At 52.4% G+C, this 13,445-nt stretch carries 14 protein-coding genes and 2 tRNA genes; all 16 read right to left on the bottom strand.

Annotation, left to right across the window (positions count from 1 at the left end; genetic code table 11):
* Positions 1–77: 77 nt before the first annotated feature.
* The 16 genes from TX77_RS01785 to TX77_RS01860 all read right to left on the bottom strand — a co-directional run bounded on the left by TX77_RS01785 (position 78) and on the right by TX77_RS01860 (position 13,294).
* Positions 78–464 (bottom strand): RidA family protein, encoded by a 387-nt coding sequence (locus tag TX77_RS01785; protein ID WP_044503115.1) that lies wholly within the window; start codon positions 462–464, stop codon positions 78–80.
* Positions 465–552: 88 nt separating this feature from the next.
* Positions 553–1,968, bottom strand: a complete 1,416-nt coding sequence (locus TX77_RS01790; protein WP_044503116.1) for an amino acid permease — start codon at positions 1,966–1,968, stop codon at positions 553–555.
* Between the two features lie 13 nt (positions 1,969–1,981).
* Entirely contained in the window at positions 1,982–3,202 is a 1,221-nt protein-coding gene (gene ilvA, locus TX77_RS01795; protein WP_044503117.1) for a threonine ammonia-lyase, read from the bottom strand.
* Between the two features lie 290 nt (positions 3,203–3,492).
* Positions 3,493–3,568: transfer RNA gene (locus TX77_RS01800), tRNA-Glu, on the bottom strand.
* Between the two features lies 1 nt (position 3,569).
* A tRNA-Asn gene (locus TX77_RS01805) sits at positions 3,570–3,645 on the bottom strand.
* An 84-nt stretch (positions 3,646–3,729) separates the two neighbouring features.
* A complete protein-coding gene (locus TX77_RS01810; protein WP_044503118.1) occupies positions 3,730–4,938 on the bottom strand; it encodes an MFS transporter in 1,209 nt (402 codons plus the stop codon).
* 152 nt (positions 4,939–5,090) lie between these two features.
* The gene (gene groL / locus TX77_RS01815; protein WP_044503119.1) at positions 5,091–6,719 is read right to left on the bottom strand and encodes a chaperonin GroEL; all 1,629 of its coding nucleotides are present in this window, start codon (positions 6,717–6,719) and stop codon (positions 5,091–5,093) included.
* Between the two features lie 53 nt (positions 6,720–6,772).
* Positions 6,773–7,054 carry a co-chaperone GroES gene (gene groES / locus TX77_RS01820; RefSeq protein WP_044503120.1) on the bottom strand — a complete coding sequence of 94 codons (282 nt, stop codon included), beginning with the start codon at positions 7,052–7,054 and terminating at the stop codon, positions 6,773–6,775.
* A 136-nt stretch (positions 7,055–7,190) separates the two neighbouring features.
* Positions 7,191–7,781 carry an ANTAR domain-containing response regulator gene (locus TX77_RS01825; RefSeq protein WP_044503121.1) on the bottom strand — a complete coding sequence of 197 codons (591 nt, stop codon included), beginning with the start codon at positions 7,779–7,781 and terminating at the stop codon, positions 7,191–7,193.
* Between the two features lie 3 nt (positions 7,782–7,784).
* The gene (locus TX77_RS01830; RefSeq protein WP_044503122.1) at positions 7,785–9,197 is read right to left on the bottom strand and encodes a histidine kinase N-terminal domain-containing protein; all 1,413 of its coding nucleotides are present in this window, start codon (positions 9,195–9,197) and stop codon (positions 7,785–7,787) included.
* 28 nt (positions 9,198–9,225) lie between these two features.
* Positions 9,226–10,236, bottom strand: coding sequence for a tRNA (adenosine(37)-N6)-threonylcarbamoyltransferase complex transferase subunit TsaD (tsaD, locus tag TX77_RS01835; RefSeq protein WP_044503123.1), 1,011 nt, complete (start codon positions 10,234–10,236; stop codon positions 9,226–9,228).
* A gap of 15 nt (positions 10,237–10,251) precedes the next feature.
* On the bottom strand, positions 10,252–10,725 hold the full coding sequence (gene rimI, locus TX77_RS01840) for a ribosomal protein S18-alanine N-acetyltransferase (RefSeq protein WP_044503124.1): 474 nt from the start codon (positions 10,723–10,725) through the stop codon (positions 10,252–10,254).
* Positions 10,716–11,426, bottom strand: coding sequence for a tRNA (adenosine(37)-N6)-threonylcarbamoyltransferase complex dimerization subunit type 1 TsaB (tsaB, locus tag TX77_RS01845; protein ID WP_044503125.1), 711 nt, complete (start codon positions 11,424–11,426; stop codon positions 10,716–10,718). The genes rimI and tsaB overlap by 10 nt, the downstream gene beginning before the upstream one ends.
* A complete protein-coding gene (gene tsaE, locus TX77_RS01850; RefSeq protein ID WP_044503126.1) occupies positions 11,410–11,880 on the bottom strand; it encodes a tRNA (adenosine(37)-N6)-threonylcarbamoyltransferase complex ATPase subunit type 1 TsaE in 471 nt (156 codons plus the stop codon). The genes tsaB and tsaE overlap by 17 nt, the downstream gene beginning before the upstream one ends.
* 4 nt (positions 11,881–11,884) lie before the next feature.
* Positions 11,885–12,868 carry a thiamine-phosphate kinase gene (gene thiL, locus TX77_RS01855; protein WP_044503127.1) on the bottom strand — a complete coding sequence of 328 codons (984 nt, stop codon included), beginning with the start codon at positions 12,866–12,868 and terminating at the stop codon, positions 11,885–11,887.
* A gap of 18 nt (positions 12,869–12,886) precedes the next feature.
* The gene (locus TX77_RS01860) at positions 12,887–13,294 is read right to left on the bottom strand and encodes a hypothetical protein (RefSeq protein ID WP_044503128.1); all 408 of its coding nucleotides are present in this window, start codon (positions 13,292–13,294) and stop codon (positions 12,887–12,889) included.
* Positions 13,295–13,445: the final 151 nt, after the last annotated feature.

Here is a 13,445-nt window from a genome sequence, read left to right on the forward strand (position 1 = left end):
ATGCACCACTATTTTAAATGACTTACACCGTTCAACACTGCGAAAAGAACCTTCTTCGACGGTGCAGAAATAAGGCCTTATTTTCCGCAGTAAGCGATGACTTCGACTTCGACGAAGACGTCTTTGGGAAGATGGCTGATTTCGACGCAAGACCGAGCCGGCAGGGTCTTCTGGAAATATTTGCCATAGACTTCATTGACGGCGCCAAAGAAATTGATATCCGTCAGATATACCGTCGTCTTGACGACATTATCGTAGCTGAGACCGGCTTCTTCCAAGATAGCGCCGACGTTCTTCATGCACTGTTCAGCCTGTCCGACGACCGTTCCGGCAACGACTTTGCCTTTTTCCGGGTCGATAGCGATCTGGCCGGACGCAAAGAGGAAGTCACCGGCTTTAATAGCCTGAGAATAAGGTCCTACGGCACCGGGAGCCTTGGTTGTGCTGATAACTTGTACTGCCATGTAAATGCATCTCCTTTAGAATGAATTATCATCTTTATTATACCTTAATCGCCATAAAAAAGCGATATGTTAGCCATTAGACAACGCCTTACGGTTCTTCATCGTTCTTGATCAGATGACCGTCTTGATCGTACTTCTTCTTGTTCAGGCCGCAGGCGAACCAGGCGATGATGACGGCTGCCATGTAGACCCACGACGAGAAGATGGACATCCGCGTATCGGGATTATAGAGCATGCCGATGGTGACCAGGACCAGGAACAGGATGCAGAAGTAGTTGGAATACGGATAGAGGGGCGATTTAAATTCGTGCTTAGCCATGACTTCCGGGCCCCAGGCCTTGCGGAAGTTCTTCTGGGCATAGGCCAGGACGAACCAGGCGACCATGCCGGGGAAGACGGAGGCGCTGTATAAATAGAGGAAGAGCTTCGAATTCGGAATCAGATAGTTCAAGATAACGCCGATAAACAAGACGATGATGGTAACACTGATGCCGTTGCGGGGAACGCCGGATTTCGACAGTTTCAAGAAGCATTTCGGAGCCTGTCCGTTCTGCGCTAACGTATAAATCATGCGGGCCGAGCTGTACATGCCGCTGTTACAGCCGGAAAGGGCTGCCGTGAGAACGACGAAGTTGATGATGGCTGCGGCCGATGAAATACCGACCTTAGCGAAGGTCATGACGAAGGGGCTGCCGATGTAGCTGACTTCGTTCCAAGGATAGATACAGAGAATGACGAAAATCGAGCCGATATAGAAAATAAGAATACGCCAAACGATATTATTAACAGCTCGTTTTAAAGTATGTTTCGGATTTTGAGCCTCCCCGGCCGTAATGCCTACCAGTTCGACGCCCTGGAAGGCCGCCGCAACGACGCACATAGCAGCCAGCATACCGCCCCAGCCGTTAGGCATGAAACCGCCGTGTTCCCAAAGGTTGCTGAAACCGACGGCAACGCCGGCATTGCCGAAACCAAAGAGGATGACGGCACCGCCGACGATGAGCATGACGATGATGGTGACGACTTTGATGAGGGCGAACCAGAATTCAAATTCCCCGTAATACTTGACAGCCGCCATGTTGGCAACGGCGACGACGGCCATCCCGGCCAGGGCCGATATCCACTGGGGCAGCAAGGGGAACCAATAGTGGACGTAAATGCCGACGGCCGTGACTTCCGAGAGGCCGACGGCGACCCACAAGAACCAATAAGAGCAGGCCGTAAGGTAGCCGATAAAGGGGCTGATATACTTGTGGCCGTAAGTTGCAAAAGAGCCGGTGACCGGTTCCTGATAGAGCATTTCACCCATGATACGCATGATAAAGAACATGACGACGCCGGTTACGGCATAACAGATGAGGACTGACGGCCCTGCCATTTGAATCGTATTGGCCGATCCCATGAACAAGCCGACGCCGATAGTCCCGCCAAGGGCGATCATTTCAACATGACGGGGCTTTAAGCCCCGTTCTAAGTTCTGCGCCCCTTCTTTATGGTCTTCCATTTCAATTTCCTCCTTATTTCATCATGACGAAGTAATGATTGTCGCGAAGGACATTCATCAGCTTTTCAACGTGCTTTTCATTGGCCGTTTCCAATTCCAGCGAAACCGCCGTCGTACCCATGCTGATGCCGTGCTGGCTCCGTTCATGAGTAATGGAGAGGACGTTGGCACTCGTATCGGCAATGATCGACAGGAGCTTGACCAATTCGCCGGGAACGTCGGGAATGATGGTCTGGAAAAAGATTTTGCGCTGCGAGCGGATGAGGCCTTGATTGATGACCCGGGTCATGTTGTTGACATCGATGTTGCCGCCGCTTACCAAGGCTGCGACCTTCTTATTGCGGATGCCGGAAATCTTGCCGTTCATGAGGGCTGCGACCGGTACGGCACCGGCCCCTTCGGCAACGGTCTTGCCTCGTTCGAGGAGGATCAGGATGGCACTGGCGATTTCCGATTCATCGACAGTGACGACTTCATCGACATATTTCTGACAGATGGAGAAGGTCAAATCGCCGGGCACCTTAACGGCAATCCCATCGGCTAAGGTTGCTTTTCCGTTATAGGCAATGGCTTGGCCGTTTTCAAGGGAAACTTTCATGGACGGCATGTTTTCCGTCTGGACGCCGATGACCTTGATTTTCGGATTGACGCTCTTAGCCGCTACGGCCAGGCCGGAAATGAGGCCGCCGCCGCCAATGGGGGCTACGATGGCATCGACATCGGACAGCTGTTCCATGATTTCAAGGGCAATCGTCCCCTGGCCGGCAATGACTTCCGGATCGTTGAAGGGATGGACGAAGGTGTAGCCGTGTTCAGCTGTCAATTCAACGGCTTTAGCTGCCGCTTCATCAAAGAAGTCGCCGTGAAGGACGACGTTGGCTCCATAGCCTTTGGTGGCCGCAATCTTACTCAAGGGCGCATGTTTCGGCATGCAGATGACCGACTGACAGCCGTATTCACTGGCTGCCAGGGCGACGCCTTGGGCGTGGTTGCCGGCTGAGGCTGCAATGACGCCTTTTTCCCGTTCTGCCGGCGTCAGCGATGCAACCTTATTATAGGCACCGCGCAGTTTAAAGGAACCGGTCCGCTGGAGATTTTCCAGTTTTAAAAAGACTTTACAGCCTGCCAGATCACTGACAGAATTGCTGTACGACAGTCCCGTCTTTTGGGCGACTCCTTTCAGCCTCTCCTGGGCTTCTTGGATCATTTGTAGGGTTACTTGTTGTTCACTCATGTTGTTTGCTGCAAAGGCAGCGTCCCTCCTTTTAATTTATAATAATGCGTTTTTGCTATCTTTACTATACGCTTTCACCTGTCTATCGTCAAGAGAGTTACGTCCTCTAAGTCTTTTTACAAGAGACGTATGTTTATATATTAAGGATTTTCCCTTATTAATTTTACATAATTAGATTTTTATTATGCTAAATTATAAATATCAAAAATATTTTAACGATATGTGCTGATTCTGTAACATATTGGCAAAAAAATAAAGAGTCATCTCAATGAGACAACTCTTTATCGGTGTGGTGACCCCTACGGGATTTGAACCCATGTTCTCGCCGTGAAAGGGCGATGTCTTAGACCACTTGACCAAGGGGCCATGGCTCCTCAAGTAGGACTCGAACCTACGACAAATCGGTTAACAGCCGATTGCTCTACCAACTGAGCTATTGAGGAATAACTCATTTCGGCCGCTCCGACCGGAACAAGTGTTATTATACTAGAACTCCATAGAAAAAGCAAGTACTTTTTTTATAAATTTCACAAACTTCCCCTTCCCGCTTCACGAAGGGCCGGATCGGGACGGCCCAGGAAGTGAAAGTAGGCAATGAAGCAATAGAGCAAGGCCAACAATCCGATGCCGGCTCCGACGTAACCGATATAAGGCAAGAAGCCGTAGGCCATGGTCCGGCCGCCGATCCAGGTTCCCAATCCGATGCCGACGTTGAAGATACCGGAAAAGATGGACATGGCAACCGGCGTCGCTCCCGACGGGACCTGTCGAATGAGTTCGGCCTGGAAGGTTACATTAAACAAAGTCGACGAGCAGCCTAACATCAGGCAGACGGCCAGCATCCATTCCCATTGCGACGACGCCAGCTGCCACAAGGCGAGCATCAGGACCAGGCCGATGAAGCCCAGGCGGATGATGCCGTAGCGGTAGTGATTGTAAAAATGAGAGAAAATATAGCTGCCCAGGAGGCCGCTGACGCCGAGGAGCATGAGCGTCGACGTAATGCCGTCAGCACTGAACTGCGCTACCAGCTTCAAGAAAGGTTCGATATAGCTGTAAACGGTAAAATAGGCCGTCGCAAACAGGACGGAGATCAAGTAGACGCTGACGACGAGAGGATTTTTTAAGAGTCGCGGCAATTCGTCCCGCGAAAAAGACGAATGGCTGCGCTGGGACGGGACGAAACGGAACAAGTAGACCAAAACCAACAAGGCCACGACGGTGATGCTGACAAAGGTCATGCGCCAACCGGCATAAAGGCCGATGACCCGCCCCAAGGGAAGGCCGAAGATCATGGCTACGGACGAGCCGGTAATGATCATGCTCAGGGCCAGGGGCCGATGTACCCTGGTGACTAAGCGGGCCGCCATGGGCGCCGCAATGGACCAGAAAACGGAGTGGGCACAGGCGACCAGGATACGGGCCGCGACCAGCATGGGATAGTTGACGGCAATCCCCGACAGGAATTGCCCTAGCGCAAAGACGCTGAGCGTCGCCAATAAGAGTTTCCGCAGTTCAATGCGGTAGAGTACCAGCATCAGCGGCAGGGACAATAAGGCCACCATCCAGGCGTAGATGGTAATCATGATGCCCGTCTGATCCTCGGTCATCCCGAAGGACTGGGAAATATCGATGAGCAGCCCGATGGGCATGAATTCCGATGTATTGAAAATAAAGGCCGATACGGTAAGCCCTAAGAGGGGCAGTACATATTTTAAAGGAATAGTGCGAAGCATGAGAGTCCTCCTTTTTTTGCAAAATTGAACTTCTTTATGGTACTCGCCGTCCCTGTAAAAGTCAAGATTGTTTGGTATGCAAAAAAAAGAAACCTGCCATGAGACAGGTTTCTTTAAGGAGAGTACAGTCAGTGTATTCTAACCGGACGATCTTACATCATGCCGGGCATGCCGCCCATACCGGCCGGTGCTGCCGGAGCTGCCGGAGCCGGTTCCGGTTTGTCAGCAACCAAGGTTTCCGTCGTGAGGACGAGAGCTGCGATGGAAGCTGCATTCTGAAGAGCCGTACGGGTTACTTTGGCCGGATCGACGATACCGGCTTTAACCATATCGACATATTCTTCTTTAAGGGCATTGAAGCCTACGCCGTCTTCAGATGCTTTGACCTGAGCGACGATGACCGAGCCTTCGAGGCCGGCGTTTTCAGCGATCTGACGGAGCGGAGCTTCAACAGCGCGTTTGACGAGGTTGATACCGGTCTGAATGTCGCCTTCTTCTTTGAATTCGTCGAGGGCCGGGAGGATGTCGATGAGCGTCGTGCCGCCGCCCGATACGATACCTTCTTCAACAGCTGCGCGAGTAGCGTTGAGGGCATCTTCGAGGCGATATTTCTTATCTTTCAATTCGACTTCCGTAGCAGCGCCGACTTCGATGACAGCGACACCACCGGACATCTTAGCCAAACGTTCCTGGAGTTTTTCTTTATCGAAATCAGACGTCGTGTCAGCGATCTGAGATTTGATCTGAGCTACGCGTTCTTTGATGGCCTGAGCATCGCCGTGGCCTTCAACGATCGTCGTTTCATCTTTGGTTACGCGGACCTGGCGAGCCGTGCCGAGGTCTTCCATGGTAACGCTGTCGAGTTTACGGCCCACATCTTCTGTGATGACCGTAGCACCCGTAAGGGTTGCAATATCCTGAAGCATCGCTTTGCGGCGGTCGCCGAAGCCCGGAGCCTTAACAGCAACGGCTTTGAAGGTGCCGCGGAGGCGGTTGACGACCAAGGTAGCGAGGGCTTCGCCTTCGACGTCTTCAGCGATGATGAGCAGTTCTTTGCCGGACTGAACGACTTTTTCGAGGACCGGGAGCATTTCCTGGATCGAAGCGATTTTGCGGTCCGTAATGAGGATGTACGGTTCGCTCATAACAGCTTCCATCTTATCCGGGTCGGATACCATGTACGGGGAGATGTAGCCGCGGTCGAACTGCATGCCTTCGACGACGGAGAGCTGCGTGCCCATGGTCTTCGATTCTTCAACGGTGATGACGCCGTCTTTGCCGACTTTTTCCATAGCGTCTGCAATTAGGCCGCCGACTTCTTCGTCACCGGCAGAAATGGAAGCTACCTGTGCGATGGAAGCTTTGTCGGAAACGGGGATCGAACGTTTCTTGATTTCTTCGACGAGTTTCGCCGTAGCTTTTTCAATGCCGCGTTTGAGGATCATCGGATTGGCACCGGCAGCGACGTTGCGCATGCCTTCTTCGATCATAGCCTGAGCCAGGATCGTAGCCGTCGTCGTGCCGTCACCGGCTACGTCGTTGGTCTTGGTAGCGACTTCTTTGACGAGCTGAGCGCCCATATTTTCAAAGGGATCTTCCAATTCGATATCGCGGGCGATGGTAACACCATCGTTGGTGATCGTCGGAGCCCCGAATTTTTTATCGAGAACGACGTTGCGGCCTTTAGGCCCCAAGGTAACTTTTACGGCATTGGCCAAAGCGTCGACGCCTTTGCCGAGAGCACGACGTGCATCTTCATTGAACAAAATCTGTTTTGCCATCTTTAACACACTCCTATATAAAAGATCAGTAGTTTTTCAGTAGTTGTAATCTATTAGATAATAGCCAGAATGTCGCGTTCGCTGACGATTAAATAATCGGTGCCTTCGAATTTGACTTCCGTACCGGCATATTTCGAGAAAATGATTTTATCGCCAACTTTAACATCCAATGCAAGGCGTTTCCCGTCATCCAGAAGCTTGCCCGAACCGACGGCGATGACTTCACCCTGACTCGGTTTTTCTTTAGCGGTGTCCGGTAAAAAGATACCGCTTGCAGTTTTTTCTTCTTGTTCCAATACGCGGATAACGACGCGATCTCCTAACGGTTTTAACATTGTATATTCCTCCTTAGACGTAAGTTGCTAGTCTTTATCAGCACTCTTCACTTCTGAGTGCTAACTTACAATATATATATTAGCCATTAAAGGTGAAAAAGTCAAGGCTTGGGCCTCAACTTTTTCTTTAACGGCTTTATTTTTTTTGACCTTTTATCTTTTCCGCTCCGGCAATGACCGATTCGGCCACTGTTTTCAAGGGTTTACGGTTCTTCATGCTGTATTGCTGGAGGCGCCTATAGGCTTCGTCTTCTGAAATATGATATAAGTCCATGAGACATCCCTTGGCCCGATCGACGGCCTTGCGCGTTTCGATCCGGTCGTTCATCTCTTCCAGCTGCTTGGCTGCTTCCCGCTGGCGGCTGAATTGAGCCATGGCGATTTCAATGGCCGGAAAGAGGTTTACCGGGCTCACCGGTTTTACCAGGTAGCCGAGGACCCCCGAGTCTTTCGCTTTATCGACCATGTCCTCCTGGCTGTAAGCCGTGAGGAGCAGCACCGGCGCCAACCCTTCATGACCGATCATGCGGGCAGCGTGGATGCCGTCCAGGCGCGGCATCTTAATATCGAGTAAGACGATATCCGGCTTTTCCCGGCGCACCAATTCCAGGGCCTCCAGTCCGTCTGCCGCTTCACCGACGACGGTGTGGCCGGCATCTTCCAGCATTTCACATAAATCCATTCGAATAATCGATTCATCGTCCCCTATTACAATGCGATACCCCATGTTTTAGTCTCCCCTCTTTGACAATGGAAAGCGAATGACCGCCGCCGTCCCCTGCGGCTGCGCCTTAGAAAAAGCAATCGTTCCGTGCAGATCTTTTTCGATCAGTGTTTGCACAATGGCCAATCCGAGATGTCTCCGGTTCGTGTCCTTAGCCGTCTGATCCATACCGACACCGTCGTCACAGACGGTAATGACGCAAGATTCTCCTTCACAGCAAATCGCAATGGAAATCACGCCGTCCGACCGGCCTTCAAAGCCGTGGATGATGGCATTGGTAATGAGTTCATTGAGGATCAGGGCCAAAGACGTGACGACATCAGAAGGCAGGAGCAGCTTTTGGCCGGAAAACTTCGTTTCGACGCGGCATTCCTTACTGACTAGACTGTGGGCCAGGAGGTTAAGCAATTTCTGAGCGACGTCGGACAAATTGATGTTTTCGTCATCGTCATAGGACAGGGTCTCATGGACCAGGGCAATGCTCAAGATCCGATTCAGGCTCTCCTTTAAGACGTCCCGTGCTTCGTCGCTGGCCGTCCGCCGCATCTGCATCCGCAGCAGGCTGGCAATGGTCTGCAAATTATTTTTGACCCGGTGGTGGATTTCCTTGATGACCGACGTCTTGACCATCAATTCCGCTTCTTTGCGATGGAGTTCGGTCCGTTCCGTCAAGATGGAAATGACGCGCCGCACCTTGCCGCGCTGCAAAATGGGAATGACCCGCCGCGACACGACGGCATCGCCGACAGTGATATCGTCCGCCAGGCCGTTGGCCGTGGCCAAGACCTGTTTGCCACCGGTCACATCGAGGCTGGTATTGTAAATATTGGTCCCCGTAATGATCCCGTGCTGACCGCACATGTGGAGGATACTGTCGGCCATGTCGTCGGCATAAATGACGATGCCGTTGCAGTTGACCAGGACGACGCCGTCCTGAATCGATAAGGGCCGGTACATGGAATGAAAATCCATCGGCACTTGGAGGGAGAGAAACGCCGTTTCCGTCAATAACTCCCGGTTATCCTCGACGACGCCGACAAAGGCGATGACGGCAATGGTCCTGCCGCCGTTATCGACAAAGGGATAAGCCACAATGGGCGCTGTACGGCCGTATTCGATTTCCTTTTCCCCATGCATGGCCTTGCCGTCTTGAAAGACCTGATAGTTGAAAGGTTCTTCATAATGAGAAAAGACCGTCCCCGGTTCGGCCAGTTCATTTTGCCGCCCCTTCTGCAACAGCGGCGTCCGATGAGCGGCCAGGACCAGCGTCCCCTTACGCCGTCCGGGCACGTAGACGAAGAGCTCCCGGTGCGACAAGTCGCTGGCAAACTGCAGCAGCTCTTCACTATTTTGTAAGATATGGATCTGAACCGGCGACAGCGTGCTGGCTGTCCGGCAAATGGGTGCAAGTGCAGTCACGGAAATCCCCCCAGTACGGCCTCAAAGATTATTCCCCGGTAATCGGCAGGGCCGGTTTCGCATTGAGTGTCAAATCGGCAAAGCAGCCGGCCTTAGCCATATAGTAAGCTCGACAGCCAATCATGGCTCCGTTATCGGTGCAAAGGATCGGATCGGGATGGTAAAAGGCATAGCCCTTTTTATCGCAGGCCTCCTGCATGGCCGCCGACAGGCAGCCATTGGCAGAGACGCCGCCGGCCAGGACGATTTTTTTGGCCCGGCTGTACGAAGCGGCATCCATCGTCTTTTCCACCAAGGTTTCGACGACGGTCTTCTGGAAGCTGGCGGCAACGTCGGCGGCATTATAGGACTCGCCCCGCTGTTCCTGGGTATGAAGATAGTTGAGGACGGCCGATTTCAAGCCGCTGAAGCTGAATTCAAAGTTATGCCGTTCATGAAGGGCTTTCGGAAACTCAATGGCATCAGGATTGCCGTCTTTGGCCAACTTTTCAATCTGCGGGCCGCCGGGATAGGGATAGCCCATGACCCGGGCAATCTTGTCGAAGGCTTCGCCGGCCGCATCGTCGCGGGTCTGGCCCATGAGCTTGAAGGAGTTATAGTCATTGATCTGGACGAGCTGCGTATGGCCGCCGGAAACGACGAGGGCCAAAAAGGGCGGTTCCAATTCCGGATGGCTGAGGAAGTTGGCAAAAATATGGCCTTCCATGTGGTTGACGCCGACCAAGGGCTTATCGGCAGCAAAGCTGATGGCCTTGGCCGCAGCCACACCGACTAAGAGGGCGCCGACCAAGCCCGGGCCGTAGGTGACGCCGATATGGTCGATATCGGAGAGTGTGACCTTGGCCGTATCGAGGGCTTCTTTGATGATAGGCATGACGTATTCGATGTGTTGACGCGAGGCGATTTCCGGTACGACACCGCCGAATTTCCGGTGGATTGGTACCTGCGTCGATATGATATTGGAGCGAATGTGACGGCCGTCTTCAATGACGGCAGCCGACGTTTCGTCACAACTGGTTTCGAGTGCTAAGGTGTACATAGATTTCATCCTTTTCTATAATAAATGGCTGAGCCATCGATAATTTTCTTTGGTGCAGTTCATAATGTAAGCATCTTCTACAGGCTGAGAATAATAGCCCTTGCGAATGGCCGTCTTTTCGTAGCCCAGCTTTTCATATAAGGCAATGGCGGCCCCATTCGACAGGCGTACTTCCAAGAAAACGGAGCGGCAGCCGTCATGAAACAGAGCTTCCATAGCCGTCCGCAGCAAGGTTTCGCCGTATCCGAATCCCCTGGCCGACGGGCGGACGGCGATGTTAGCCAATTGACCTTCGTCGGCAATAAGCCACAGATCGGCATAGGCTGCCACCGTCCCGTCGCCTGTTTCCAAGACATAATAGCGGGCGACGCGGTTATCGAATTCTGCCCGCAGGGATTGGTGAGACCAGGGGGAAGAAAAGGACGCCTCTTCAATGGCGATGATGTCCGGCAAGTCCTGAAGCACGGCCCTTCTGATCGTTACTGACATGGTGCGCTGCCGTGCCGTTTTTCCCAAAGGACTTCGGCTTCACTGCGGCGAAGGTACGACGGAGTCAAGGTCATGCAGTCGTCGTAATCACCGGCGGCAAAGCGGACGTTTGCCCCGAGGGCTACGCTTCCGGCACGGGGAATGACCATCGTCGGCGGTGCCATGCGGAAAAGATCGGTCCGGCCTTCGATTTTCCCCCGCCCTTTTAAGGAGCCGTCGCCGCAGAAGACGACGGGCTGTCCTTCGCCTTCCAAGGTATCCAACACTTCTGTGAGCGGTGCGATATAAATGTCTTTTTCCGTCACCAGCTTGGTCCGATCCCAGCGGTAGACGCCGGCGTAGACATTGCCCTTTTGGGCATCGATTAAGGTGCATACCCGGTCGGATGTACCGACAAAATTATAGGCCAGGCTGATGGGGGTGGTCACGCCGACGATGGGAACATTCCAGGCAAAGGAAAGTCCCTTGGCCGTCGCAAGACCGATGCGCAGACCCGTAAAAGAACCGGGGCCGACGGACACGGCCACGCCGTCGATTTGAGATTTCGTAACCGAGGCTTTGGCCAGCATGTCGGCAATATGGGGCATGAGCTGTTCTGAATGGGTCAGCCGTGCCTGGATCGTAAGTTCAGCCCGCAGGGTGTCTTCGTGGAGCAAGGCGACACTCGATACGAGGCTCGATGTTTCAATGGCTAAGAGCATATTTCTGTACCTCATTTTCTATAGACTGCCAGCGATTTCCGGAAAAGTCGAAGTGAAACAGGCGTTCCGTCGGGCTCATCTTTTCGATGGTGACGACAGCTGCATCGTCAGGCAGGCGGTCCGGGAATTTTTCAGACCATTCGATGACCGTGACACCACTGTCGATATAGTCTTCAAAGCCCAGATCGTCGAGTTCATATTCTTCTTCCAAGCGATAAAAATCGAAGTGCTGAAGAGGAATTTTATTTTCATAGTAATTCAACAGTGTAAAAGTCGGGCTGACGACGACATCGTCAATCCCCATTCCCTTGGCAATGCCCTGGACAAAGTGGGTCTTGCCGGCGCCCAGGTCACCGCGCAGAGCCAAGACAGAACCATCCGTCAGCAAGGGGCCTAAAAAGGCGCCGAGGGCGATGGTTTCTGCCTCGGAGTGCGTTTTTATATCGATTGACATAGGTTTATCTCCTCTCAAAGTGATCCCAGCCCTTGGGCAAGAGGACCGACTCTTTCCCGTCATGCTGCAGCAGTACTCGCCCGACGCCTGCGCGGACAGTACCGATAGGCGTAACGTCGGGATAGTCGGATTTAAGGGCTTTAAAATCATCAGGGGCCATGGTGAAGACCAATTCATAGTCTTCGCCGCCGTTAAAGACGAAGTTCAGCAGGTGTTTACCCGATTCGTCAGCCCAGGCCTTCAATTCCGCACTGGTCGGAACGGCACTGCCGTCGATGACCAGTTCCACGCCGCTGGCTTTTGCGATTTCATTGGCTTCACTGGCAAGGCCGTCGCTGATATCATTCAGGCTGTGGCAGCCATGTTTTACCAAGAGCCGGCCTAATTCGATGCGCGGCACCGGGCATTGATGGGCCTTTTTCAAGGATTCGTAGCCGCCTTTTCCTTGGAGCAGTACATCGAGGCCGCCCGAAGAGTCGCCGACCGTATGAGAGACGGCAATGATGTCCCCGTCCTTAGCGCCGCTGCGCCGCAGGGCTTTTCCGGCTTCGATTTCACCGAAGGCAGCGACGGTGATGACGGCACCTTCTTTCGCCATGACCGTATCGCCGCCGAGGATATTGACTTCATACTGCCGGCAGATATCCTTGATACCGCGATACAGTTCGACGACATCATCGATTTCCATGGACGATGTCAGTGCCGTCGACAAGACGACCTGCGTCGGGACGGCTCCCATGGCTGCAATATCGCTGAGATTGGACGCTACCGATTTAAAGCCGACGTCATACCACTGGGCCGTCTTTCCAATAATGAAGTGGCTGTTTTGGACCATCGTATCGATGACCGTTACCTGCTGCCAGCCCGGCGTCGTCCGGTAGACAGCGCCGTCATCACCGATGCCGATGACGACATTTTCCGGATGATATAAGGTATTTTCTTTGATAATATCGATTAAGCCGAATTCTCCGACATCTGAAATTTTCATGACAAAACCTCCCGGTCTTTATGCTTCATACGAAATTCCATGGTCTTCGCACCATTTCTTGGCAATCTTTTCGAATTCCATCTGCTGGAAGGTGTACCAATATTTGACGAGTCCCATATTCCGCAGTTCCTGTTCGAGCTGGCTTAAGGACTTGCCGGCTTCGATAGAGGCAGCAAAAGCTGCACGCTGGTCGGCATCCTTCATCATAGGAACAAAGCCCTTTATCATTTCGGGCAGATCCAAATCGGCCTGCGTCGGCAGTTTGATATAGTCGTCAGGATGAGCCGCTACGTCATTATCGGTCGGTTCATTCCCGGGAATTTCAGTCACCAAGGTCAATTTGCCGTCATCTTTATGTACATAGAATTTAAGGTACGGATTATTTAATTCAAAAGCTTTCAATAAGTCTTCCAATTGAACTTTCATCGAGTATACATCCCTTTCATCTGATCCAACGTATTTACTTATTATAGCATGGATAGGACACTGTCAAAAGGAAAAAAGATTCGTAAAAAGGGGCTGTAACGAAATACACCCCTAAAAGCAATAATGCGGCTTGAAGCTATAAAAGTATCTT

Source organism: Megasphaera massiliensis (assembly GCF_000455225.1).
Classification (GTDB): Bacteria; Bacillota; Negativicutes; order Veillonellales; family Megasphaeraceae; genus Megasphaera; species Megasphaera massiliensis.

What these genes read in the sequence shown, in the direction of transcription:
- TX77_RS01825 (WP_044503121.1), bottom strand. Translation starts at nt 7,781, where the DNA reads ATGGGGTATCGCATTGTAATAGGGGACGATGAATCGATTATTCGAATG.
- tsaE (WP_044503126.1), bottom strand. Translation starts at nt 11,880, where the DNA reads ATGTCAATCGATATAAAAACGCACTCCGAGGCAGAAACCATCGCCCTC.
- groL (WP_044503119.1), bottom strand. Translation starts at nt 6,719, where the DNA reads ATGGCAAAACAGATTTTGTTCAATGAAGATGCACGTCGTGCTCTCGGC.
- TX77_RS01860 (WP_044503128.1), bottom strand. Translation starts at nt 13,294, where the DNA reads ATGAAAGTTCAATTGGAAGACTTATTGAAAGCTTTTGAATTAAATAAT.
- groES (WP_044503120.1), bottom strand. Translation starts at nt 7,054, where the DNA reads ATGTTAAAACCGTTAGGAGATCGCGTCGTTATCCGCGTATTGGAACAA.
- TX77_RS01810 (WP_044503118.1), bottom strand. Translation starts at nt 4,938, where the DNA reads ATGCTTCGCACTATTCCTTTAAAATATGTACTGCCCCTCTTAGGGCTT.
- TX77_RS01790 (WP_044503116.1), bottom strand. Translation starts at nt 1,968, where the DNA reads ATGGAAGACCATAAAGAAGGGGCGCAGAACTTAGAACGGGGCTTAAAG.
- thiL (WP_044503127.1), bottom strand. Translation starts at nt 12,868, where the DNA reads ATGAAAATTTCAGATGTCGGAGAATTCGGCTTAATCGATATTATCAAA.
- ilvA (WP_044503117.1), bottom strand. Translation starts at nt 3,202, where the DNA reads ATGAGTGAACAACAAGTAACCCTACAAATGATCCAAGAAGCCCAGGAG.
- rimI (WP_044503124.1), bottom strand. Translation starts at nt 10,725, where the DNA reads ATGTCAGTAACGATCAGAAGGGCCGTGCTTCAGGACTTGCCGGACATC.
- tsaD (WP_044503123.1), bottom strand. Translation starts at nt 10,236, where the DNA reads ATGTACACCTTAGCACTCGAAACCAGTTGTGACGAAACGTCGGCTGCC.
- tsaB (WP_044503125.1), bottom strand. Translation starts at nt 11,426, where the DNA reads ATGCTCTTAGCCATTGAAACATCGAGCCTCGTATCGAGTGTCGCCTTG.
- TX77_RS01785 (WP_044503115.1), bottom strand. Translation starts at nt 464, where the DNA reads ATGGCAGTACAAGTTATCAGCACAACCAAGGCTCCCGGTGCCGTAGGA.